This window comes from Streptomyces sp. 5-10 (assembly GCF_014712245.1).
GTDB classification, from domain to species: domain Bacteria; phylum Actinomycetota; class Actinomycetes; order Streptomycetales; family Streptomycetaceae; genus Streptomyces; species Streptomyces violaceusniger.
Window position 1 is genome coordinate 125,958 of record NZ_JACVYG010000020.1, and the last position, 23,026, is coordinate 148,983.

General features: G+C 73.0%; 20 protein-coding genes and 1 pseudogene. 12 read left to right on the plus strand and 9 right to left on the minus strand.

The genetic code is table 11. From position 1 onward, the window contains the following. Nucleotides 1-145: 145 nt before the first annotated feature. Nucleotides 146-952: a 3-hydroxybutyrate dehydrogenase gene (locus tag IEJ02_RS22900; protein ID WP_137976736.1), complete on the minus strand. Its 807-nt coding sequence runs from the start codon at nucleotides 950-952 to the stop codon at nucleotides 146-148. 55 nt (nucleotides 953-1,007) lie between these two features. Further along, nucleotides 1,008-1,487 (minus strand): NUDIX hydrolase, encoded by a 480-nt coding sequence (locus IEJ02_RS22905; protein ID WP_137976737.1) that lies wholly within the window; start codon nucleotides 1,485-1,487, stop codon nucleotides 1,008-1,010. 215 nt (nucleotides 1,488-1,702) lie between these two features. On the opposite strand from IEJ02_RS22905, the gene IEJ02_RS22910 reads away from it, so the two are divergent. Further along, nucleotides 1,703-2,716, plus strand: coding sequence for an O-antigen ligase family protein (locus tag IEJ02_RS22910; RefSeq protein ID WP_317985879.1), 1,014 nt, complete (start codon nucleotides 1,703-1,705; stop codon nucleotides 2,714-2,716). Nucleotides 2,717-2,826: 110 nt separating this feature from the next. On the opposite strand, the gene IEJ02_RS22915 is transcribed toward IEJ02_RS22910, so the two are convergent. Beyond that, nucleotides 2,827-3,384 carry a hypothetical protein gene (locus IEJ02_RS22915; RefSeq protein WP_191066572.1) on the minus strand — a complete coding sequence of 186 codons (558 nt, stop codon included), beginning with the start codon at nucleotides 3,382-3,384 and terminating at the stop codon, nucleotides 2,827-2,829. A gap of 98 nt (nucleotides 3,385-3,482) precedes the next feature. Next, nucleotides 3,483-4,277: a glutamate racemase gene (locus IEJ02_RS22920; RefSeq protein ID WP_191066573.1), complete on the minus strand. Its 795-nt coding sequence runs from the start codon at nucleotides 4,275-4,277 to the stop codon at nucleotides 3,483-3,485. Between the two features lie 80 nt (nucleotides 4,278-4,357). Here IEJ02_RS22920 and IEJ02_RS22925 point away from each other — a divergent pair, with 80 nt between their 5' ends. Next, on the plus strand, nucleotides 4,358-5,638 hold the full coding sequence (locus tag IEJ02_RS22925) for a glycosyltransferase (RefSeq protein ID WP_191066587.1): 1,281 nt from the start codon (nucleotides 4,358-4,360) through the stop codon (nucleotides 5,636-5,638). A 51-nt stretch (nucleotides 5,639-5,689) separates the two neighbouring features. Here IEJ02_RS22925 and IEJ02_RS22930 read toward each other — a convergent pair whose 3' ends face one another. After that, complete coding sequence (locus tag IEJ02_RS22930) at nucleotides 5,690-7,096, minus strand: TerD family protein (protein WP_191066588.1); 1,407 nt, start codon at nucleotides 7,094-7,096, stop codon at nucleotides 5,690-5,692. 237 nt (nucleotides 7,097-7,333) lie between these two features. Here IEJ02_RS22930 and IEJ02_RS22935 point away from each other — a divergent pair, with 237 nt between their 5' ends. Beyond that, nucleotides 7,334-7,831, plus strand: a complete 498-nt coding sequence (locus tag IEJ02_RS22935) for a DUF6643 family protein (protein ID WP_191066574.1) — start codon at nucleotides 7,334-7,336, stop codon at nucleotides 7,829-7,831. Between the two features lie 424 nt (nucleotides 7,832-8,255). Here IEJ02_RS22935 and IEJ02_RS22940 read toward each other — a convergent pair whose 3' ends face one another. Both IEJ02_RS22940 and IEJ02_RS22945 read right to left on the minus strand, forming a co-directional pair. After that, nucleotides 8,256-8,948, minus strand: coding sequence for a response regulator (locus IEJ02_RS22940; RefSeq protein ID WP_275560498.1), 693 nt, complete (start codon nucleotides 8,946-8,948; stop codon nucleotides 8,256-8,258). 136 nt (nucleotides 8,949-9,084) lie between these two features. Next, nucleotides 9,085-9,574, minus strand: a pseudogene (locus IEJ02_RS22945) (Crp/Fnr family transcriptional regulator). A gap of 255 nt (nucleotides 9,575-9,829) precedes the next feature. Between IEJ02_RS22945 and IEJ02_RS22950 the strand changes: the two are divergent. The 5 genes from IEJ02_RS22950 (at nucleotide 9,830) to IEJ02_RS22970 (ending at nucleotide 16,528) form a co-directional block, all read left to right on the plus strand. Continuing rightward, nucleotides 9,830-10,255, plus strand: a complete 426-nt coding sequence (locus IEJ02_RS22950) for an ATP-binding protein (protein ID WP_165556305.1) — start codon at nucleotides 9,830-9,832, stop codon at nucleotides 10,253-10,255. A gap of 79 nt (nucleotides 10,256-10,334) precedes the next feature. Next, on the plus strand, nucleotides 10,335-11,348 hold the full coding sequence (locus tag IEJ02_RS22955) for a universal stress protein (protein ID WP_191066575.1): 1,014 nt from the start codon (nucleotides 10,335-10,337) through the stop codon (nucleotides 11,346-11,348). Nucleotides 11,349-11,462: 114 nt separating this feature from the next. After that, nucleotides 11,463-13,220, plus strand: a complete 1,758-nt coding sequence (locus IEJ02_RS22960) for a GAF domain-containing sensor histidine kinase (RefSeq protein WP_191066576.1) — start codon at nucleotides 11,463-11,465, stop codon at nucleotides 13,218-13,220. Nucleotides 13,221-13,301: 81 nt separating this feature from the next. After that, a complete protein-coding gene (locus IEJ02_RS22965; protein ID WP_191066577.1) occupies nucleotides 13,302-13,904 on the plus strand; it encodes an Rv1733c family protein in 603 nt (200 codons plus the stop codon). Between the two features lie 191 nt (nucleotides 13,905-14,095). After that, entirely contained in the window at nucleotides 14,096-16,528 is a 2,433-nt protein-coding gene (locus tag IEJ02_RS22970) for a right-handed parallel beta-helix repeat-containing protein (RefSeq protein WP_191066578.1), read from the plus strand. Here the strand turns inward: IEJ02_RS22970 and IEJ02_RS22975 are convergent. Next, nucleotides 16,498-18,882 (minus strand): hypothetical protein, encoded by a 2,385-nt coding sequence (locus IEJ02_RS22975; protein ID WP_370467107.1) that lies wholly within the window; start codon nucleotides 18,880-18,882, stop codon nucleotides 16,498-16,500. The genes IEJ02_RS22970 and IEJ02_RS22975 overlap by 31 nt on opposite strands. 262 nt (nucleotides 18,883-19,144) lie before the next feature. On the opposite strand from IEJ02_RS22975, the gene IEJ02_RS22980 reads away from it, so the two are divergent. Beyond that, entirely contained in the window at nucleotides 19,145-19,990 is an 846-nt protein-coding gene (locus tag IEJ02_RS22980) for a DeoR/GlpR family DNA-binding transcription regulator (RefSeq protein WP_191066579.1), read from the plus strand. A gap of 24 nt (nucleotides 19,991-20,014) precedes the next feature. Beyond that, on the plus strand, nucleotides 20,015-20,485 hold the full coding sequence (locus IEJ02_RS22985; RefSeq protein WP_191066580.1) for an SRPBCC family protein: 471 nt from the start codon (nucleotides 20,015-20,017) through the stop codon (nucleotides 20,483-20,485). Between the two features lie 101 nt (nucleotides 20,486-20,586). Here the strand turns inward: IEJ02_RS22985 and IEJ02_RS22990 are convergent, their stop codons facing one another. Continuing rightward, nucleotides 20,587-21,735 (minus strand): PLP-dependent cysteine synthase family protein, encoded by a 1,149-nt coding sequence (locus IEJ02_RS22990; RefSeq protein WP_191066591.1) that lies wholly within the window; start codon nucleotides 21,733-21,735, stop codon nucleotides 20,587-20,589. A gap of 152 nt (nucleotides 21,736-21,887) precedes the next feature. Here IEJ02_RS22990 and IEJ02_RS22995 point away from each other — a divergent pair, with 152 nt between their 5' ends. Both IEJ02_RS22995 and IEJ02_RS23000 read left to right on the plus strand, forming a co-directional pair. Beyond that, the gene (locus tag IEJ02_RS22995) at nucleotides 21,888-22,223 is read left to right on the plus strand and encodes a hypothetical protein (RefSeq protein ID WP_020873483.1); all 336 of its coding nucleotides are present in this window, start codon (nucleotides 21,888-21,890) and stop codon (nucleotides 22,221-22,223) included. Between the two features lie 184 nt (nucleotides 22,224-22,407). After that, nucleotides 22,408-23,026 (plus strand): ATP-binding protein (locus tag IEJ02_RS23000; protein WP_317985881.1); only part of this gene is annotated, 619 nt, incomplete at its 3' end.

Below are 23,026 nucleotides of genomic sequence, written 5' to 3' on the forward strand. Positions count from 1 at the left end.
TCCGGTGGCTGAGCCAATGGGCCACCGTCCGGAGTTGGCTCAGCCAATCGGCCACCATCCGCCCGTGGCTCGGCCAATCCGCTCCCGTGGCTCAGTGGCTGAGCCAATTGTCCTTCAGAGGCCGGTGACCGATCCGATGGGCCGCTCAGTGGGCGGTCCATCCGCCGTCCATGCTGAGCGAGGCCCCGGTGACGAACGATGTGTGCGGACCGCAGAGGTACGCGACGGCCTCGGCGACCTCCTCGGGCTCGACCAGCCGCTTGACCGCCGCATCGGCCAGCATCACCTCGGAGACCACCCGCTCCGGCGAGATCCCGTGGGCCTCGGCCTGGTCGGCGATCTGCCGCTCGACGAGTGGGGTGCGCACATAGCCGGGGTTGACGCAGTTGGACGTCACTCCGTGCTCCGCGCCCTCCAGCGCGGCGACCTTGGAGAGCCCCTCCAGACCGTGTTTGGCGGCCACATAGGCCGACTTGTACGGGGAGGCGCGCAGCCCGTGCACCGAGGAGATGTTCACGATCCGGCCCCAGCCCTGGGCGTACATGTGCGGCAGCGCGCCGCGCACCAGCCGGAAGGGGGCCTCCAGCATCACGGTGAGCACCCGGGAGAAGACCTCGGGCGGAAAGTCCTCAATGGGCCGGACGAGTTGGAGCCCGGCGTTGTTGACCAGGATGTCGGTGCCGGCGGAGGCCCGCTCTGCGGCGTCGAGGTCGGTGAGGTCCAGGGGGTGGGCCTCGACAGGCCCGGGCAGTCCGGAGGCCGCGGCGACGAGGTCGGTGAGGCCCTCGGCGTCCAGGTCGACGGCCCGCACCCGCGCCCCGGCAGCGGCCAGTCGCAGCGTGCAGGCCCGGCCGATGCCCCCGGCGGCGCCCGTGACGAGTGCGGTACGGCCGGAGAGATCGGGGCCGCCGGACGGCCGTGGGTCCGGGCCTGGTGTGGTGGACGCGCTCATGAGGGGCACATTAGGCAGCCGTGGGGCCCGAACCGATGTGGGCGCGGCACATACTTCACTCCTCGATGATGGGCTCGAACCATGTCGGGCCGTCCTCGAGCGCCTGCTTGATCCGGGACAGGGAGAAGTCCTCCATCTCGGGCAGCGCGTCGAGCGGGAACCAGCCGACGTCCAGCGACTCGTCGTCGTTCACCCGCGCCTCGCCGCCGACCGCGCGGCAGCGGAAGCAGATGTCCACGAACTGGCACCTGTCGTCGTTGGGGTAGGTCACCGGCGCCAGGGTCCGTACGAGCACGATGCGTTCGGGGACACAGCGCACCGCGGTCTCCTCCTCGACCTCGCGGACCACCGCCGTGGCCGGCTGCTCACCGGGTTCGGGGATGCCGCAGATGATGGTCCAGCGGCCGTTGTCGGCCCGGCGGCCCAGCAGCACCCGGTCCTGGTCGTCGAGGACCACGGCGCTCACGCCCGGCAGATAGAGCAGTTGATGGCCGATGGAGGCCCTGAGGTCACGGATGAAGTCGGGGGTCGGCATGGGCCGAGGGTATCGGGCGGAAACGGGGGCGCGCGCGGCGCCCGTACGGCGCCCTTCACGGCGGGCGTTTCACGACCGACTCATCGTTTCTGTGCACCATATACACATTCCTTACGACAAGCGCTACGGTTTCGGGTGTCATGGCTCGCGCGACGGCCGTAAGGGCGTCGGCGCGATGCCCGTCACGACGGGGGGTCGACGGGATGACGTCATCAGTGGTGGAGCCTGTCGTGCGGGACCACGGCAGGCCGGCCGACGGCCGCGCGGGTGCGTCCGATATCGCGGGGGTTCTGATCCTGGCCGGCTGCGCCGTCTGGGCGCTGATCGCGGCCATGGGGCGGCCGGCCCGCCCCGAGGGGGTGCTGCTGGCCGTTCTGGCGGTGGCCGCCGGGTACGCCTGCGGCCGGATCGCCGGATCGCTGCTGCCGGTCGCGGGGGCGGCGGCCGCCGGGTTCGCGGGGTTCGGCCTGGCCTGCACCTCGCCGTACGGGCTCGCCGGCCATGAGGGGCCGGGCGCGGCCCAGCTCACCCTGGCCACGGGCGCGGTCTGCTGCGCGGCCTGGGCCGCCCCGCGGGTCCTCCGCCCGGCGCTGTGGCTGCCGGCCGCGGCGATCACGCTGACGGCCGTGGTGGGCGGCTCGACGGTCGGCTCGGTGGCGAGCGGCGCCGTCCTGGTGTGCTCGCTCATCGCCGCCCGGCCGCGGCGGCGGCTCCCCGCGCTCGCCGCGTGCGCGCTGATCGCCACGGTCGCGGTGGGCGGCACCTGGGCGGTGGCCAAGGGCGCGGTCCCGGGCGGACTGCCGCCCGCCCTGCGCGCCCATCTCACCGAGCACCGGATCCGGCTGTGGCAGGACGCCGCCCGTATCGAGGACACGGATCCGCTGCGCGGCGCGGGCCCGGACCGCTTCGGGGAGCTGAGCCCGGCGGTGGCCCAGCCGCTGGGCCCGGAGGCCAAACCGCATTCGGCGCCGCTGCAGCAGGCGGCCGGTCAGGGGCTGCCGGGGGTGGCCCTGCTGGGCGCGGCCTTCGGCTGGATGCTCCACGCCCTGTGGCGCTCCCCGCGCCCCACTCCCGTGGTCCTTACGGCGGCCGCCACCCTCACGGCCCTGGCCGTCGAGTCCTGTCTGGGCAACGCCCTCAGCTTCTCCCAGATCACCGCGGGAGCCGGCCTCCTCGCCGGACTGGCGACCGCCCGCCGCCTGGCCGACGACCCGGGAGCGGTGCCATGAGATCCGGCGCGGCCCACGCGTACGCGCCCCCGAAAAGGGGATGCGCCCCCGGAGGCCCCGGAGGCCCCGGAACGGAACACTTCCCCCGAAAGAAGGGGAACGGGGGTCGGCTAGACCTGGGAGGTGCGGGCCGCGATCAGCCGCAGCCGGTCGCGGATGACCCGGACCGCCGCCTCCGCGTCGTCCACGGTGACCGTGAAGACGCGGCCGTCCCCGAGGCGGACCACCACGCCCTCGCCCCGGCGCACCACCACGGCGGTGCCCTTCTCGGGGCGCCAGCGGTAGCCCCAGCCGCCCCACTGGCAGGGGGTGACCTTACGGGCCACATCGGCGTGGACCACGTCGCTGAGCGGAATGCGGCGGCGTGGGAGCCCCATATGGCCGCAGCGGATCTCCAGCACCTCGTCGTCGACCCGTACCGCCACATGGACGAAGGCGAGGGTGCCGAAGAGCATCAGCAGCCCGGCGGCGACACAGCCGACGACGGCCATCAGGAGCGGTGCGATGCCCGAGCCCCAGGGCGAGTCGACGGCGAGGTCGACACCGAGCGCCAGGCACGCGGCGCCCGCCACGGCCAGCAGCCACTGCACGCGATTGTGGGCGCGTCCGATCCAGACCGCGGGCGGCTGCCCGTGGGCGGTCGGCTCTCCGTGGTCGTGGTGCCTCATGGTTGGCAGCGTACTCACCTTCCGGCCCCACGGCAGCGGGGCGGGTGAATCCACTGGTGAGGGGCGTTTCGGTCAGCTCACCGCGGGAGGCACCGGTGTCAAGCGCGCGTCGGGGCGACGGATGCCAGCAGCACGCCTTCGGCGTAGGTCAGCGCGGCCTCCGGCAGGTGGGCCTCGCGTCCGCTGAGGATGACGGTCAGACCGCCCGGGGTGACCGGGCCGTCCGGCGGGAACGGGTCGGCGCCGATCCGGCGCAGGGCCTGGGCGGCGACGGCCCCGGCCGAGCCGTGGAGGACGATCGGCGGCGCGTCCGGCTGCTGTACGGCGGTCCGGATGCGGTCGGCGACGAGTTCGTAATGGGTGCAGCCCAGGACGACGGTCGTGACATCGCGCGGGGTGCGGGCCGCCGCGGCGGCCACCGCGGCGTCGATCCCCTCGTTGTCGGCGTGCTGCACCGCGTCCGCGAGCCCAGGGCACGGCACCTCGGTCACCTCGACGCCGTCCGCGAAGTCGCGGATCAGTCCGCGCTGGTACGGGCTGCCGGTGGTGGCCGGGGTGGCCCAGATCGCGATCGGCCCTCCCCCGGCCGCCGCGGGCTTGATGGCGGGCACGGTGCCGACGACCGGCAGCCCGGGCTCCAGCTCGGCGCGCAGCGCGGGCAGGGCGTGGACGGAGGCCGTGTTGCAGGCGACGATCAGCGCGTCGGGGCGGTGTGCGGCGGCGGCCCGGGCGCAGCCCAGGGCCAGCTCGGTGACGTCCTCGGGGGTGCGCGGGCCCCACGGCATGGTGGCGGGGTCGGAGGAGACGACGAGATCGGCGTCCGGTCGCAGTCGGCGCATCGCGGCGGCGGCGGGCAACAGCCCGATTCCGGAGTCCATAAGCGCGATCTTCACCCGGTCACTTTAATGGATCGGTCCCGTGCGCCCGACGGCCGGGCCCACCTTCGGGCAGACTTCGACGGGTGAGCGCGCTGATGTGGATCGCCGCCGGGTCGTTGGCCGCATGGCTGTGGCTGCTGCTGGGCCAGGGCTTCTTCTGGCGTACGGACGTCCGGCTGCCCCGGACCGGCCCGGACGGCTCGGGGCCGCCGGAGCCGGACGGGTCCGGGCCGCCGGAGCCCGCGGCATGGCCCTCGGTGGCCGTCGTGGTGCCCGCCCGGGACGAGTCCGCGGTGCTTCCGGCCAGCCTGCCCTCGCTGCTCGCCCAGGACTATCCGGGGCCGGCGGAGATCTTCCTGATCGACGACGGCAGCTCGGACGGCACGGGGAAGCTGGCCCGTGAACTGGCCGACGAGCACGGCGGGCTGCCGCTGACCGTCGACTCCCCCGGCGAACCCGGCCCCGGCTGGACCGGCAAGCTGTGGGCGGTGCGGCACGGCATGGCGCTCGCCACGACCCGCCTCGCCGCGGACCGTCAGGACGCGTGCGGTGCGGACCGTAAGGACGCGGACGGCCGGGACGCGGACCGTAAGGACGACGGCGGTGTGGACTACCTGCTGCTGACGGACGCGGATATCGCGCATGAGCCGGACTCCCTGCGGGAGTTGGTGCGCGCGGCCGAGGCGAACGGGCTGGATCTGGTCTCCCAGATGGCGCGGCTGCGGGTGGTGACCTACTGGGAGCGGCTGATCGTGCCCGCCTTCGTCTACTTTTTCGCGCAGCTGTACCCCTTTCGGTGGGTCAACCGGAGCCGGGGGCGCACCGCGGCGGCCGCGGGCGGCTGTGTGCTGCTGCGCCGGGAGGCGGCCGAGCGGGCCGGGGTCCCGGAGGCGATCCGGCAGGCGGTCATCGACGACGTGGCGCTGGCCCGCACGGTGAAACGGTCCGGCGGACGGATCTGGCTGGGGCTGGCCGACCGGGTCGACAGCGTGCGGCCGTATCCACGGCTGGGCGAGCTGTGGCGGATGGTCTCGCGCAGCGCGTACACCCAGCTGCACCACAATCCGCTGCTGTTGCTGGTGACGGTCGCGGGGCTGGCGGTGGTGTATCTCGTGCCGCCCGCGGCCGTGGTCGCGGGGGTGCTGACGGAGCGTCCCGCGCCGCCGGCGATGGGCGCCGCCGCCTGGGCGCTGATGGCGGGCACCTACATCCCGATGCTGCGCTACTACCGGCAGACGCTGTGGCTGGCGCCGCTGCTGCCCCTGACGGCCCTTCTCTATCTGCTGATGACCGTGGACTCGGCGGTGCGGCACCACCTCGGGCAGGGCGCGGCCTGGAAGGGGCGCACCTACGCCCGCCCGAGCGCCGCGCCCTGACGCCCGCCCCCAGCGCCGCGCCCTGACGGCCGCGCCCCGTGCACCGGGGTTTCACTTGCGGCCGGGGGTCCAGTTCATGCCCCAGCCGTAGGCGTGGTCGAGGGTGCGCTGCGGGCTGGTGCCGCGCTGCGGCACCAGATAGCGGGCCTCGCGCTGCACGACGAGCTCGCCGCCGGTGTTGGTGATGAGCGCGAGCGCGCAGACCGGGGACGGGACGGTGCACTCGTCGAGCGAGAAGTCGATCGGGGCGCCGAACTGCGGCTGCAGGGTGACCGTGGCGTGGAGGTCGGCGAAGCTGCGGGCACCTTCGTAGATGGTCACGAAGACCAGGATCCGGCGGAACAGCTTCTGGTGGTCGAGGTTGATGGCGAGGTTCTCACCGGCCGCCCGGGCACCGGTCCGGTCGTCGGCGTCCAGGTGGATGAAGGGCGGCTGGTGCAGCGAGCCGAAGGAGTTGCCGAGCGCCTGGACCACGCCCTTGCTGCCGTCGGAGAGTTCGAACAGCGCCCCGAGGTCGAGATCGAGGTCGCTGTGCACGGCCATGGCCCGGCCCAGCTTGGAGGCCCACCCCGAGAACTGCTTGCGCACCTGCCAGTTGAGGTTGATCCGCATGGTGCCGGAGGTGCCGCCCTGCTTGGTCAGCGAGACCGAGGGCGCCTCCTTCGTCAGGGTGACCTTGCTGAGGCTCACCGGTGCCGCGCCGGGCGCGGGGGCCGGTGCGGCCGGTGCGGTGGGCGGAGGCGGCGGCAGGGGCGTGGAGACGGCGGTGGGCGACGGAGGCGGGTACGCCCCGGCGGGCGGGCCGGAGGGCGGCGCCGGGGCCGCGTACGGGTTCTGCGCGGCCGGGTACGGGCTCTGCGCCGCGTACGGGTTCTGCCCGGCGTTCGGCGGGGCGGCGGGGGCGGGAGCCGGGGCGGCGGGCTGAGCCGGCGTCTGCCGCGGCTCGTCGACCGTGATACCGAAGTCCGTGGCGAGCCCCGCGAGACCGCTCTGGTACCCCTGCCCCACGGCGCGGAACTTCCAGGCGCCCTGCCTGCGGTACAGCTCGCCGAGGACGAAGGCGGTCTCGACCGTGGCGTCCTCGCTGTCGAAGCGGGCGATCTCCGCGCCGCCCGCCGCGTTCAGCACCCGAATGTGCAGACCGGGCACCTGGCCAAACGTTCCGCCATCGGCCGAGGCCGCGAGGACCACGGTGTCGACGGCGGACTCGACCCGGGCGAGGTCCACCGAAAGGGTGTCGGTCACGGTGTCGCCCGCGGTCAGCTTCCCCTCGTGGCGCACCGCGCCGGAGGAGTGCGCCGCCTGGTTGTAGAACACGAAGTCCCCGTCGGACCTGACCTTTCCGGACACCAGCAGCAGCGCCGAGGCGTCCACGTCCGGTGCCCCCGGTCCGGCGCGCCAGCCGAGCTCGATCCGCACCGCGTCAGCCGGTACTGGCGTGTTACCGCCCTTGCGCATCGCCATTTCCGTCCCCCTGCCTTTCTGTTCATTCGGATCCGGCCACTCGGCCGTCACACAGCGCGGACGACGGGTGGCTACCCGCTGAAAACGCGCTCTTTACACGATCTCAACGTACCCTGACGACCGATTTTCCCGGGTTCGCTCGGATTGGGGATCCACGGCCACTCCGAACACTGAAAACAACCCTCCTACCGGACTCCCCAATCAGCACATGGTGGGCTTAACTTATGGTCTATGACCTCCCCCCGCAGCACTTACGGTGGCGGCTACTACTCCTCGCCGTCCTTCCCGGACACCCCCATCTACGACAGTCTTGTCGCCGAGCGGGGGACACCGCAGATCGCGCCCATCAGGGTGCCGTCGGCCTATGACACCGGAAGTCATCTTCCGGCGCTGCCCTCGGCGCTTCCCGCGCTGCCGGCCGCCCCCTCCCCGCAGCCGATGCACCAGGGCTACCAGCAGCACGCGCCGCAGCCCACCGGCCTGCAGCAGGCGCACTCGCCCTACATCCCGCCGCAGCCGACGGGACCGCGGGGCTACCCGGGCGCCCAGCAGCCGCAGGCGCAGCGTCCCGCGCCGGCCTCGCCGATGGGGTACGAGGCGATGCGCCCGGCCATGACGCGTCCGGTCGCGCCTCGCCCGGCGGCGCCCGCGCCCTCTCCTTACGAGGACCCTTACGGGCGTCAGCAGTACCCGGGCGGCCGGTCGCCGCAGCCGGGAGGCGGCTACTGACACACGTCGGGAGGTGATGCGACCGGGCCGTGCCCGGTCGCGGGAAGGTCCGGGCCGGACGGGGTATCCCCGTCCGGCCCCTGATTCGTTTGTGAGGCCGTCCGCTTCGTCGTGCGGCCGTCCGTGCCCGATTTATGAGGGCCGTTCGGCCCTTCTCCGGCGGCGGGGCGCACCGCGATGCTGGATCGAGCAGTTCCGCGAGCCATCTCCACCACCGGGGGTGGGCCGGGCTCTCACTCCACTGCGGTGATGAGCATGTCGACCGGTCCCGCCCCGTTCGGCGTGGGGCGCGGGGCCGGGAGGGGACCGGTCTCGCGCTCCACGCGAAACGCGCGCCGCCACCGTGGCGGCCACCGTAAGGGCGTCATCCGCTCCCGGCCGTGCCGATCCTGCCGTGCCGATCCTGGCCACACCGCCCACGGGCTCACTGACCCGCTTCGCGCTCCTTGATCCGCTCGGCGATCACCGCGGCCTGGATGCGCCGTCCCACGCCCAGCTTGGACAGGATCGAGGAGATGCGGTTCTTGACGGTCTTCTCGGCCAGGAACAGCCGCTCGGCGATCTGGCGGTTGGTCAGTCCGTCGCCGATGAGCTCAAGGATCTCCCGCTCCCGCGGGGACAGCTTCTCCAGCTCCACGGGCCCGCTCGGCGCCGGGCCGCGCAGCCGGGCCATCACCCGGGCGGTGGCGCCGGGGTCGAGCATGGAGCGGCCATCGGCCACCGTGCGCACCGCCGACACCAGGTCGGACCCGTTGATCTGCTTGAGCACATAGCCCGCGGCCCCGGCCATGATGGCGTCGAACAGCGCCTCGTCGTCGTCGAAGGACGTCAGCATCAGACAGGCGAGGTCGGGGAGCCGGGCCCGCAACTCCCGGCAGACCTCGATCCCTTCGTGGTCCCCGCCCTCGCCCGAGGAGCCGAGCCGTACGTCGAGCACGGCGACCCGTGGCCTCACGGCGGGCGCGCGGGCGATGGCCTCGCGGGCGTTGGCCGCCTCGCCGACCACCTTCAGATCGGATTCGGCGTCGAGCAGATCACGCAGTCCGCGCCGCACCACCTCGTGGTCGTCGAGCAGAAAGACCCCGATGGGGCCGTCGGGGTCGGCTGTCTGGGGCACGGCCTCTCCTCCATGGCGCGCGGGTCGCCGGTCGCGGTCCGGCTGCCCAGCTTTACGTTCTGGCGCGGGGAAGCGTAAGGGGCCATTCGGCCCCCGGGCCGCCGGCTATGTCCTCCGGCCCGGTCATGCGGCCCGGTCATGGCGAGATTCCGCCCGCGTACGGCCCGTACAGGTCCAGCAGCCGGGTGCGGGCGCTCTGCAGCCGGCGCCCGATCACCTGGGCGCAGGCCAGCGCGAGGGCGTAGCCGAGCTCCGGGTCCTCGTCGCACAGCCGGCGCACCGCCTCGGCGTTGAACTCGTGTGCGCGCACCGGGCTGAGCGCCTCCGCGCCCAGGTGCCAGGTGTCCGGCGGGAAGAGCCAGGACCAGCCGATGAGCTCTCCGGGGCCGAGGGTCTCGATCACCGCGGCCCGCCGCCCCGGGACGTGCAGATCGAGCGTGACGGCGCCGGTGCGGATGATCCAGAAGCGGTCGGCNCGTGACGGCGCCGGTGCGGATGATCCAGAAGCGGTCGGCCTTACGGCCTTCCTCGAAGATGCGGCCACCCGAGGGGAAGGACACATCGTGGGCGAGCGCCATCAGCCGCTCACGGTGTTCGGTCTTCAGCGCGCTCAGAAGTCCCATCATGACCTCACTCTGCCGTCTCCTCTCCCCCCTCGCCCCTCGGCGATCTCTGAGCGGAAGAGACGACGAGAGGCAGCCGATCCAAAGCGATACACCGTCGATCGGGTATCGCTTCACCCTTACCCATTTCCGGTCGTGTTTCCGATATGACACGTCATTCGTGGTCGTCATGACCGATGAGGCGCCGCTCCCCGTACCCTCGGCTGCTTCACCGACCCTGTGTTGTCGCTCGTACTCGTCACCAAACGGGAGGCACTGGTGCTAGCCGACCCTCGTCGTCGGTCCGCCGATCGAGCCGGAGAACACCTGCTCCACCGCCGTTTCACCGCCGACGAGCTGCCCCGGCTACGGGTGCAGGTCGAGGAGTGCGCGGCCTGGGCCGGGCTCAGCGAGACCCGCCGCGGGGACTTCGTGCTGGCCGTGGACGAGATCGCCAACAACGCCATCGAGCACGCGGGCGGCACCGGCTCCCTGCTGCTGCGACGGATCGGCGACGAGCTGGAGTGCCGGATCAGCGACTCCGGCCCCGGCTTCTCGGAGGACGTCATCCCGCGGATCCTGCCGGGGCTGGACGGCGCGACCAGCGGCCGCGGGCTGTGGCTGACCCAGCTGGTCACCGACCGGCTGGTGATCAGCGCGGGGGCGGTCGGTGCCGTGGTGACACTGGCCATGCGGCTGCGCTGAGTGAGCCATCGGACTCCCTCGGCGACCGCTTCGGCGGGACAATGGGAAGGGACATTCCCGGGTACCGGCAGGAGAGGCGGTGGACGCGGTGGAGCTTCCCGTGGTCGTCGGGGTCGACGGTTCGGACGCCGCCTCGGACGCACTGGACTGGGCGGCCGAGATGGCCGGGCGCCGCGGGCTGCCGCTGCGCGTCGTCCACGCCTCCCTGTGGGAGCGGTACGAGGGCTACATCCCCGGTACGGCCGCCGACCGCCCCGCCGAGCGGCTGCACAGCGAGGCGGTGCTGGCCACGGCGGCCGAGCGGGCCGGGCGGCGGGTACCGGCCCTGAAGGTGATGACCGACCTGGCGGCCGACGACGCGGTCACCGCCCTGCTGCGCGCCGGGAAGAGCGCCGAGGCGCTGGTGGTCGGCTCGCGTGGGCGCGGCGAGTTCGCCTCGCTGCTGCTCGGCTCGGTCGGACTGGGCATCGCGGCCCGCGCCCAGTGCCCGGTGGTCGTGGTGCGCGGCCGCCCGGAGAACGTGTGCGGCGGGATGAACCGGGTGGTGGTGGGGATCGCCGAGCGCGAGCGCCAGGGCGAGCGGGAGCCCGCGCCGCCCTCCGCGGCCGTCGCGTTCGCCCTCCGCGAGGCGCGGCTGCGCGGCGGCGAGCTGGAGGCGGTGCACGCCTGGCGCTGCGCGGGCCCCGAGGACCACGGGAAGCCCGGGAACCACGGCGGGCGCGAGGCGCGCGGCGCGCACGAGGAGCAGGGGGCTCGCGAGGCGAACGGGACCCGTGAGACCCACGGGGCACGTGAGCCGCACGGGGCGCGTGAGACACAAAGCGCGCGTGAGGCGCACGAGCGGCGCGCCGCCGAGCTCCTGGACGAGACGCTGGGCGGCGCCACGGCGGCCGGGCTGCCGCCGGTGCCGGTGGCCCACCGCCCGGTCGAGGGCTCGGCGCGCAAGGCGCTGCTGGACGCCTCCGCACACGCGGATCTGCTGGTGGTGGGGGCCCGGCGGCGGCAGGGGCACTTCGGCATGCAACTGGGCCTTGTCAACCACGCCGTGCTGCATCACGCCAAGTGCCCGGTCGCCGTGGTGCCGGTTTCCTAGGCGCCGGTCCCCCAGCGGTCCCCGAGCCTGGCCGAGTTCCTTCCATCCCCGCCACCCCCGGCCCCCGCCCCGGCTACTCTGCTGGTGAGAGGGTCATGGGGGGATGGAGGCCAGGTGTCGGGCAGTGCGGATCAGGGGCGCCATCCGGCTCTCCCCCAACTCCGGCTCGACCAGCTCCTCGACGAGCTCCAGGCGCGGCTGGACGCGGCCCGGTCCACCCAGGACCGGATGCACAGCCTCCTGGAGGCCGTGCTCAGCGTGGGCCGCGAGCTGGACCTGGAGCAGGTGCTGCGCCGGATCGTGGAGTCCGCGGTGGTGCTGGCCGACGCGGAGTACGGCGCGCTGGGCGTGGTCGACCGGCACCGGCTCTCGCAGTTCCTGCCGGTGGGCATGTCCGAGGAACAGGCGCACCACATCGGCCCGTTACCCAGTGGCCATGGGCTGCTCGGCGAGCTCATCCGCCACCCTCAGCCGCTGCGGCTCACCGATCTGTCGGAGCATCCGGCCAGCTACGGCTTCCCCGAGCACCATCCGCCGATGCGCTCGTTCCTGGGCGTGCCGATCCGCGTCCGTGACGAGGTCTTCGGGAATCTCTATCTGACCGAGAAGCGCGGCGGCGCCCAGTTCGACGCCGATGACGAGGCGGTGCTGACCACCTTGTCGGTCGCCGCCGGGGTGGCCATCGACAACGCCCGGCTGTACCACGAGAGCCGGCGCCGCGAGCAGTGGCTGGAAGCGCTCGGCGTCATCACCCGTACGCTGCTGGCGGGCACCCCGGCGGGCGAGGTGCTGAGCCTGATCGCCCGGCTCGCCCTCCAGGTGGCCCTCGCCGACTCGGCGGCGATCCTGCTGCCCGCCACCGGCACCGACTCGCTGATGGTCGAGGTGGCCGAGGGGCATGACGCCGAGCTCATCGGCGGGCTCGTGGTGCCGTCCGACGGCTCGCTGGCCGGGCTCGCGGCCCGCACCGGGCGCCCCGCGGTCGCCTCGGACGTACGGCTGGACTCCCGGGCCCGGTCCTGGCCGCTGCCGGCCCCGGAGAGCGAGTTCGGCCCGGTGGTGGCCGTACCGCTGGTCGCGGGCGAGCGGGCCTCCGGTGCGCTGCGGCTGTGCCGGCTGGCCGGGCGGCAGCCGTTCGACGACCATGAGGTGGAGCTGCTCTCGGGGTTCGCGGCACAGGCGGCCCTGGCCCTGGAACTGGCCCGGCACCGCGCCGAGTCCGAGCACATGGCGCTGCTCCAGGACCGGGACCGGATCGCCCGCGACCTTCACGATCTGGCCATTCAGCGGCTCTTCGCGACCGGGCTCACCCTGCAGAGCGCGGGCCGGCTGATCGAGCGCCCGGAGGCAGCCGAACGGGTGGGGCGGGCCGTCGACGACCTGGACGAGACCATCAAGATCATCCGTTCCACGATCTTCGCCCTGCGCACGGTCGGGGACGACGGCGGCGAACCCGCCACCCTGCGGCGCCGACTGGTCAAGGCCGTCCACTCGGCCTCGGACGCCCTGGGCTTCGCCCCGTCGCTGCTGATGGACGGCCCGGTGGACACCGATGTGCCGGACGAGACCGGCGACCATGTGCTGGCGGTGCTGGCCGAGGCGCTCAGCAACACCGTGCGGCATGCCCATGCCCAGCGGGTGGAGGTGCGGCTGACCGTCGGCGCCGACATCACCCTGGAGGTCACGGACAACGGGGTGGGCACCGGGGGCGCCGCCCCCAGCGGCGGACTGGTCAATATGCGGTCCCGGGCCGAACTCCTGGGCGGCACCCTGCACATCGAGGCGCCCGAGGCGGGCGGCACCCGGCTGGTCTGGTGTGTCCCCCTGGACCGCCGACGGCCCGCCGGAACGGCGAAAGGGGTGGCCCCGTGATATTGCTCTCTCTCCACCGAATAACGCGCATATCCGGCCCGCCATGCGGTACTCACGAATGGGGAAGGGGGTATGTGATCCATGCGAATGATCTGGGGGCTGTGGCGCTGGCGGCGCAACCCGCTGCGTCGTAGGACGGACGTGATGGAGGCATGCGCGGCGCTGATCGCCGCGGCGCTCATCCTGCTCGTCGCCCCCGTCGTCGGCTGGACCTCGGGGTCCCTGGCACACGGGGCGCTGGTGAAGGCCGCGCAGAAGCAGCGCGCCGAGCGTCATCCGCTCTCGGCCACCGTGGTGAAGGTGCTGCCGCATCCGCCCATCGACTCCGATCCCGAGACCGCTTCCGCGAGAGACGCCCATCGCCGCGTCCTCGCCCGCTGGACGGGGCCGGACGGCAGCAGACACGAGGGCACGCTGGGCGCTCGCCCCGGCGCGGATCCCGGTGAGCGGTTCCGGATCTGGACCGACGACCACGGCCGCCCGGTGGGCCGCCCGCTGGACACCGCGACGGCCACCACCCACGCCGTGCTGGCCGGAATCGGCGCGGCCGGGATGACGGCGGTCCTGGTGGACGGCGCCCGGCGGCTGGTCGTATGGCGGCTCATGCGTCGGCGTTACACACAGTGGGACATCGCCTGGGAGCGGGCCGGTCAGGACTGGGGACGGGCGGACGCCGACAGCTGACCTGTGCGAGCGGGCAACGCCCGGCCGGGAGTTGTCATACGAACACACAACTCCCCCCGTGCTCCACAGCCAGGTCAACTCATGGCGCCTCGCGCACGCTACGGTGGGGCATTCCATATGCGCAGCGGCAGTCAGCAGCGGCGGTCAGGCGCGCACACCGGCAACGCACGAGGTGGGGGCACAGCAGCACCATGGCACAGGGCTCGGTCGTCCAGGTGACGCACAGCGGAACGTCGCGGTGGCGGCGCCGCACCGGAGAGTACGCCTCCCTCACGGCGGCCCTGGAGGCCGCCGGGGACGGTGATGTGCTCTCCATCTCGCCCGGCACCTACCGCGAGAATCTGGTGGTGAGCCGGGCCGTCACCCTGCGCGGGCCCGAGGGCTCGGCACGCGGTTCGGTGCGGATCGCGCCGGTGGACGGAGTCGCGCTGACGATACGTGCCTCCGCCGTGGTCCAGGATCTGCATGTCGAGGGCCAGGACTCGGCCGCCCCCGCGCTGCTGGTCGAGGACGGCACCCCGGAGCTGACGGACGTACGGGTGGCCACGCGCTCGGCGGTCGGCATCGAGGTGCGCGGCGGCGCCCGCCCGACCGTGCGGCGCTGCACCGTGGACAACCCCGCGGGCGTCGGGCTCAGCGTGCTGGACGGCGCGGGCGGGGTGTTCGAGGAGTGCGAGGTGGTGGCCGCCGGGCAGTCGGGCGTGGCCGTGCGCGGCGGCGCCCGCCCGCGCCTGGACCGCTGCCGGGTGCACCACGCCTCCGGGGCGGGGTTCTCGCTGACCGGCGAGGGCTCCTCGCTGGAGGCCGTCGGCTGTGAGGTGTACGAGATCCGGGGCGCCGGGGTGCAGGTCTCCGGGCGCGCGACCGGGCATCTGACCGACTGCCGGGTGCACCGTACGACGGCCGACGGGGTCAACCTGGACACGGACGCGGTGCTCACGCTCGCCGACTGCGAGATCCACGACATCCCGGAGAACGCGATCGACCTGAGGTCGCGCTCGGTGCTGACGCTGACCCGCTCCACGGTGCGCCGGTTCGGGCGCAACGGCCTGTCGGTGTGGGACCCGGGCACCCGGGTGGACGCCAACCAGTGCGAGCTGCACGAGAGCACCGGCGACTATCCGGCGGTGTGGGTGAGCGACGGGGCGACCGCGGTGCTCGACTCGTGCCGGGTGCGCGAGGTGCCGGACGCCCTGTTCGTCCTGGACCGCGGGTCGCGGGTCGACGTGGTCGACAGCGATCTGTCCCAGGTGCGCTCCACCGCGGTCTCGGTCAGCGACGGGGCCATCGTCCAGCTGGACGACTGCCGCATCCGGGAGGCGGCCACCGGGGCGTGGTTCCGTGACCACGGCAGTGGCGGCACCCTCGCCAACTGCACCATAGACGGCGCCGCCACGGGAGTGATCGTCACCAAGGGCGCCGATCCGACGGTCGAGCGCACCACGGTCTCCGGGCCGACGGAAGCCGGGTTCTACGTGTCCGCCGAGGGCCGCGGCACCTTCACCGGCTGCCGGGTGACCGGCAGCGGGGGCTACGGCTTCCACATCATCGACGGCTGCCGCACCACCCTGACCCGGTGCCGTACGGAGCGGTGCGCGCGCGGGGGCTACGAGTTCTCCGAGGCGGGGCCGATCGTCGAGGACTGCACCAGCGACGAGAGCGCCACCACGGCGCTGGGCTCCCCCGGCGCGCCCGCCCAGCCCCAGGTCACCGCGCCCGCCGTGGAGACCGCCTCGACGGGCGGGCTGCTGGGCGGCATCCCGGCGCAGCGAGCCGCCCAGACCTCCGCGCCCGCCGAGCCCCCGGTCGCCGTCCGCCCGTCCACGGCGGTGCTGGGCGAACTGGACGCGCTGGTCGGGCTGGAGAGCGTCAAGCGCGAGGTGCGGGCCCTCACCGACATGATCGAGGTGGGCCGGCGGCGTCAGGAGGCCGGGCTCAAGGCCGCCTCCGTCCGCCGCCATCTGGTCTTCACCGGCTCCCCCGGCACCGGTAAGACGACGGTCGCCCGGCTCTACGGGGAGATCCTGGCCTCCCTCGGGGTGCTGGAGCGCGGCCATCTGGTGGAGGTCTCCCGGGTGGACCTGGTCGGTGAGCACATCGGCTCCACGGCCATCCGCACCCAGGAGGCGTTCGACCGGGCGCGCGGCGGGGTGCTGTTCATCGACGAGGCGTACGCCCTCTCCCCGGAGGACTCCGGCCGGGACTTCGGCCGGGAGGCCATAGACACCCTGGTGAAGCTGATGGAGGACCACCGGGACGCGGTGGTGGTCATCGTCGCGGGGTACACGGCGGAGATGGAGCGCTTCCTGTCCGTCAACCCCGGTGTGGCCTCCCGTTTCTCGCGCACCATCACCTTCGGCGACTACAGCCCGGAGGAGTTGCTGCGGATCGTGGAGCAGCAGGCCGAGGAGCATGAGTACCGGATCGGCGAGGGGGCGGCGGAGGGGCTGCTGAAGTACTTCACGGCGCTTCCCAAGGGCCCGGCGTTCGGCAACGGCCGCACCGCCCGGCAGACGTTCGAGGCGATGGTGGAGCGGCACGCGGGCCGGGTCGCCCAGCTGAGCGCCCCGACCACGGACGACCTCACCCTGCTCTACCCCGAGGACCTGCCGGAGCTCATCTGACCGGCGGCCTCCTCCTCCGCCGGTGGCGGCGTCTGCTCCGGGAGCCGGGCCAGCAACCCGGCCCGCTCCCGGTCGAAGACGGGGTCGGCCTGGTAATCGCCGTGCCCCCGGATCGGCGCGGGCAGCGGGTGATCGGGCGTACGGCCGTAGGCCAGCGGGTCCTTGAGCGCGTCGCAGTCGACCTCGGGCCCGCTGCCGTCGGGCAGCTTGATGGGGCCGCCGATCGGGTCGGTATAGCGCCACAGATTGCGCCAGCAGCGCACCTCGCCGTGGAGCGAGAGCAGCTGCGCGGGCCCGAAGTAGGCGGGGAACCAGCGCCCGTAGAGTCGCTCCAGCGGTGAGCCGTAGGTGAGCAGCGCGACCTGGCCGCGGGTGCGGTGGTCCACCTGCCAGACCGCGGCGGCGGCCAGCACGCTGCCCTGGGAGTGGCCGGAGATGACCAGCCGGCCGCCGTGCCGGCGGGTCCAGGTCTCCATCCGCCAGGTCAGGTCGGGCACCGCCCGCTCGGCGTAGCACGGCGGCGCGAAGGGATGGGCGGCGCGCGGCCAGAAGGTGCCCACGTCCCACAGGATGCCGATGGTGCGGCGGGCGGAGGGGCTGCGGTAGGCGCGGCGGGCCCAGGTGACCAGCATCAGGAAGGCCAGCCCCATCAGCCACGAGCCCAGCGCCTGCGCGGTCTGGGCGGCGGCGTCCACGACCCCGGGCGCGCCGTCGGCGGCCCGCCCCGGCACCTCGTGGGTGACCCAGGCCGCGGTGACGGCCAGGGCGCCGAACAGCAGGGTCAGCAGCGCGACGGGGCCGACGATCCACGGGGCGGAGTCGGTGAGGCCCGCGCGGGCGATCGTGCCCGCGATCCGCCGGGTGCGTACGGGGTCGGGCCGCTCCCCCGGATAGCCGTCCATGATGGTCGGCAGCAGCCGGTTGCGCACCCGCCACACCCTTACGGTGAAGATCAGCAGCAGGACGACCAGGGCCAGCAGCAGCGCGGGGATGGCCGTGGCCAGCCAGGTCAGCAGCACCGGCGGCGCTATCCCCGGCCCCTCACCCGGGGTGCCGCCGCCGTCCAGCCAGTCCGCGAAGCGCTGGGCGACGCCTCCGGCGAGCACCGCGCCGAGCCCGCAGGCGAGCACCGCGACGGCGGGCCCGGCGAGCCCGTACAGCGGGGTGCGGCCGGGCGCGGCCCGGTGCAGGACCAGGGCGCACACCGCCATGGTCACGATCAGCGCGCCCACCCCGATGGCGATGGCGCAGAACGCCTCGTTGCCCGGGAGCTGGTCGGTGGAGACCCAGCCGGGGCGGGACCAGCCGGCGTACAGGACGGAGAGCGCCAGCACCGCGAGGGCCGCGCCGGGCAGCGCGGTGATGGTGATGCGGTCCAGCTCCCCGTCGACCTTGGTCTCGCTGCGGCCGCGGTAGCACACCACGGCCACCACCATGACCGCGCCCGCGCAGAGCAGCGTCAGCAGCGCCCAGCCCGCGGTGTCCTGGAGCCCGCTGCCGCCCGGCTTGCGGTCATAGGTGGTGGTGGGCAGGGTCAGGCCCGCCGCGATGGTGAGGAAGCCCGCGGCGGTGTGCGCGGCGCGCAGCCGGGCGACGATCCTGCGGCCGTACCAGAAGCCGGGCAGGCACAGCGCGGGCCGGTTGCCCGCCTCGGGCGCGGACTCGTCGACGGGGCGCTCCAGCGGCGGGGAGGCCTCGTACGCGCTCCAGGTGCGGTTGGACAGGTACCACAGCAGTCCGGTGAGCGCGCCGGGCAGCACCGCGGCGAGCGCGAGCCTGCGGCCGGGCTGGCTCCACCAGCCGTGGTTCTCCGGGGACAGGAAGCCGAGCCAGGACTTGCCCCCGGCGCAGTCGGCCGAACCGGCGCACTGCCAGGCGACCAGGTCCAGGGCCACCTCGCAGGCCCCGGCGATCAGCAGCACGGTCAGGGTGAGCGCCACGAGCCGGACCAGCAGGCCGTAGGTGCGCACGGTCCGCTCGCGCCGGTCGGCCGGGGGCCGCATCCAGTGGGCGAGGTTGGCGACCATGAACGGCAGTAAAAGCAGCCACAGGGCGCGGGAGCTGTTGCCGGAGGTGAGGTTGCACCAGACGTACGCCTCGCGGATCGGGCCGTCGCGGTCCGGCCCCTCGCGGTCCTCCGGCGGGCGCTGCTCGGCGTCGATGTCGTCGGCCCTGCGGTAGACCGCCGCGGTCTCGTCGCCGGTGACCAGGCTGGTGCGCGGATCGCCCAGCATCTCCTCGGGGGTGGTGCCGCCCACTCCGTGGACGAGGAGTTCCAGATCGGGTGGTGGCGCTCCGCCCTTGCGGGCTGTCATCGCCTGTTCCGCCGCGTCGGCCGGTGTGTCCGTACGCATGGTCGATGGCACCGTGTCCCCCGATCCGGTGTGGTGCGGTCGTTCTGGCTCCAGGATTGTGCCCATCGGCCACCTTCCCCGACCCTGACAGGGCGGGCGTGGCGAAATCGTAACCCTGGGTGCACCGGCGCTCGGCTGTCCTCGCCTCATGTGAAGACTGCCTCATGCGAAGACTGTCCTCGCCTCATGCCAAGGCTGTCCTCGCCTCGTGCGAAGATGAACGCGCGGGCGACGAGGGCCGACCGGAGGGAGACGAGGCAGGGTGAGCGACAACCAGAACCTGCTCGCGGAGCAGCGGCGTGCCCTGATCCTCGATGAGGTCAGGCGGCGCGGCGGGGTGCGGGTCAACGAGCTGACGCGCAAGCTCAATGTCTCGGACATGACGGTTCGTCGCGATCTGGACGCGCTGGCCCGGCTGGGCGTGGTGGAGAAGGTGCACGGCGGGGCCGTGCCGGTGGCCGAGGCGAGCACGTACGAGCCCGGGTTCGAGGCCAAGTCGGGCCTCGAGCTGAGCGCCAAGGAGGACATCGCCAAGGCGGCGGCCGCGATGGCCACCCCGGGCACCGCGATCGCCCTGGCCGGGGGCACCACGGCCTTCGCACTGGCCCAGCAGCTGCTGGAGGTGCCCGATCTGACGGTGGTCACGAACTCGGTCCGGGTGGCCGATGTGTTCTACAACGCCCAGCGGTCGGCGGCGCTCGGCGGGGTGGGCCCGCGCCCGGGCGCGGCCACCGTCGTGCTCACCGGCGGGGTGCGCACGCCGTCGGACACGCTGGTGGGGCCGGTCGCGGACGCGGCGGTGCGCTCGCTCCACTTCGATGTGCTGTTCCTCGGGGTGCACGGGATATCGGTGGAGGCGGGTCTGTCGACGCCGAACCTCGCCGAGGCGGAGACCAACCGCCACTTCGTCAGGGCCGCGCGGCGGGTGGTGGTGGTCGCGGACCACACCAAGTGGGGCACGGTGGGGCTGAGTTCCTTCGCCTCGCTGGACCAGGTGGACGCGCTGGTCACGGACCCGGGGCTGCCGGAGGAGGCGCGGGCGGAGATCTCCGAGTATCTGCCGGAGCTGGTGGTGGCGGGCGAGCCGGTCCGCGCCGCAGACATCTGACACCCCGACAGTTATCGTGTGTCCATGACACACCGGTTGCGTTCCGTCGGGCTGGAGTACGCCGAGACCGCCCCGGTGCGGCTCGTCTTCGTCGCCAAGGTCTCGGCCGCCCCCGAGGCGGTGTTCGAGGCGTTCACCGATGTCGAGGGCTGGCCTCGGTGGTTCCGGCAGGTGAGGGACGCCCGCTCCACGGACGGCGGCAAGCGCAGGGAGATCCGCCTCATGGGCGGCACCCGCTTCCTCGAGACGGTCATGGCGGCGGATCCGCACGAGCGCTACGCCTACCGCGTCGACGAGACCAATGTGCCGGGGCTGCGGGCGCTGCTGGAGGAGTGGACGCTGCGGCCCTCGGACGGCGGGACCGTGGTGCGCTATGTCTTCGCGGTGGACGGCACGGCGGTGCTGCGCGGTGCCGTACGGGCGATGCGGCCGGGTCTGCGGCGCGCGTTCCACCAGGCGGTACGGAACCTGGACCGGATGGTGGCGGCGGCCTGACGACGGCCGTAAGGGCGAGGCGAGGGCCGTAAGGGCGCGACGGCGTCCGTAAGGGCCTGGCAACGTCCGTAAGGGTCTGTCGGCGGCCGTGAGGGCGGAGGTCAGTTCGTCCAGTTGCCCGTGGTGAGGAAGATGTCGAGCGTCTTCACATACGGCTCGATGTCCAGCCCCTGCTCCTCGAGCCACGCGTCCGAGAAGTACTTGTCCAGATACCGCTCCCCCGGATCGCACAGCAGCGTCACCACGCTCCCGGTCCGCCCCGCGGCGACCATCTCGGCGACGATCCGCAGCGCGCTCCACAGCCCGGTCCCGGTGGAGCCGCCCGCCTTGCGGCCGATGGCCCGCTCCAGGGCGCGCACGGCGGCGACGCTCGCCGCGTCCGGGACCTTCATCATCCGGTCGATCGCGCCCGGTACGAAGCTGGGCTCCATCCGGGGACGGCCGATGCCCTCGATGCGTGAGCCGTGGTCGCTGGAGGCGTGGGCGTCGTGGTGGACCCAGCCGTCGAAGAAGCAGGAGTTCTCCGGGTCGGCGACGCACACCCGGGTGTCGTACTGCATGTAGTGGACGTAGCGGGCGATGGTCGCCGAGGTGCCGCCGGTGCCCGCCGTGGCCACGACCCATGCCGGTTCCGGATAGCGCTCCAGACGCAGCTGCTGATAGATCGACTCGGCGATGTTGTTGTTGCCGCGCCAGTCCGTGGCCCGCTCGGCGTACGTGAACTGGTCCATGTAGTGGCCCCCGGACTCCGCCGCGAGGGCGGCGGACTCCTCGTACATCGTTCGCGGGTCGTCCACGAAATGGCACTGGCCACCATGGAATTCGATCAGGCGGCACTTCTCCCGGCTGGTCGTGCGGGGCATCACCGCGATGAAGGGCACCCCGATCAGCTTGGCGAAGTACGCCTCGGATACGGCGGTCGAGCCGCTGGACGCCTCGATCACGGGCTTGCCCGGCCGGATCCAGCCGTTGCACAGCCCGTAGAGGAACAGCGAGCGTGCCAGGCGGTGCTTGAGACTCCCCGTGGGATGGGTGGACTCGTCCTTGAGGTAGAGGTCGATCCCCCACCGCTCGGGCAGCGGGAAGCTCAGCAGATGGGTGTCCGCGGACCGCTGGGCGTCGGCCTGCACCTTACGGACGGCTTCCTTCAGCCACGCGCGGTAGCCGTGGTCACTGCGATCCACGTCGATCGTCTCGATGCTCCCGCGCGCCGTGCCGTCCAACGCCCACTCCTCCTGTTTGTGCCTCATGCCCAGCCCAGGTGGCATACTCATGCCGTTTCGATCCTCATTGTCCCCCAGTGCGCCCTGGTGTCCGGGGCCGGTCACGGGCACACTGCGCAGCAGGGAAAATGAGAGGCGGCGGCACAGTGCCAGTCGGAGCCATCGGGGAGGCGGTTGTGATGGCCGATACGGAGTTCAATGCCAGGGGAGTGCGGATCGAGCGATTCCTGCGCTCGGTCACCCGCGCCGGACAGGTCATGATCAAGGACGGCAGGCTGCAGTTGCTGACCAGTTACGGAAGCGAGATCGACAGCGCGCCCGTGCAGTCGGTGCGCGCGAGCAAGCCCTGGTTCGTGGACGGGGACCAGGCCATGGCCACCGTGAACGGCACCCGTTACCGTCTCACGCTCGGCTCGCAGGACGCCAAGTCCACCTCGGCCAAGTCCGGCTCGGGCGCCGCCAGCCGCTTCCTCGACGCCGTCCGGTCCGCCCGGGGGCATGCCTCGAAGAGGTGAGGCGGCCGAGTTGCGCAGGCGCGCGGTGGGACCGACCCTGGACGAGTATCAGTATCACTGAGGGTCAACAAGCGGTGACGCTGAGAACCGTCCCACCGGTCGCGCCCAGCAGCCACCACTGCTGAACGTGTTCGTCGCCCGCATCTGAATCAGGCTAGCCCCACGTCTTCAGGGAGTCGCAGCCGTGATCAGTCGTCCTAGCAGGCATTGCACGGTGGAGCTGCAGGCCCTGCCGTCGCGGATCGGACAGGTCCGCAGAATCGTGTCGGCGCAGTTGCGCTACTGGCATCTGGATCCGCTCATCGACCCGGCGGCGCTCGGCGTCACCGAACTGCTCACCAACGTCCATCGGCACGCCGAACCGGACAAGCAGTGCACGGTGGAGATCGCTCTCATGCTGGACCGGCTGACCGTCTCGGTCCGCGACCAGGATCCGCGACTGCCTCGCGTCCAAGCGTGCGATCCCTTCGCCACCCATGGCAGGGGGCTCGCGCTGGTCGCGGCCGTCAGCCAGAGCTGGGGGATGCACGCGCGGGACGACGGCGGCGGGAAGGTCGTCTGGTTCACGCTGGCCGTGCCGCGATCCACCGCCACCGCCAAGCCGCCCTTCGCGGCGCACGGAACGGGCCGCACCGCGCCACCCCTTCGCACGGACGCCTCCCGTCCGGCGTCGGCGCCCACCGCGCCCCTCACCGGCCCCGCGCCCGCATCCGGGCCGGCCGTCACCCCTGCACCGGCGCCCGTCACCCCGGCACCGGCGCCCGCACCCGTCGCCCCCGCACCCGTCGCCGCGGCACCGGGCC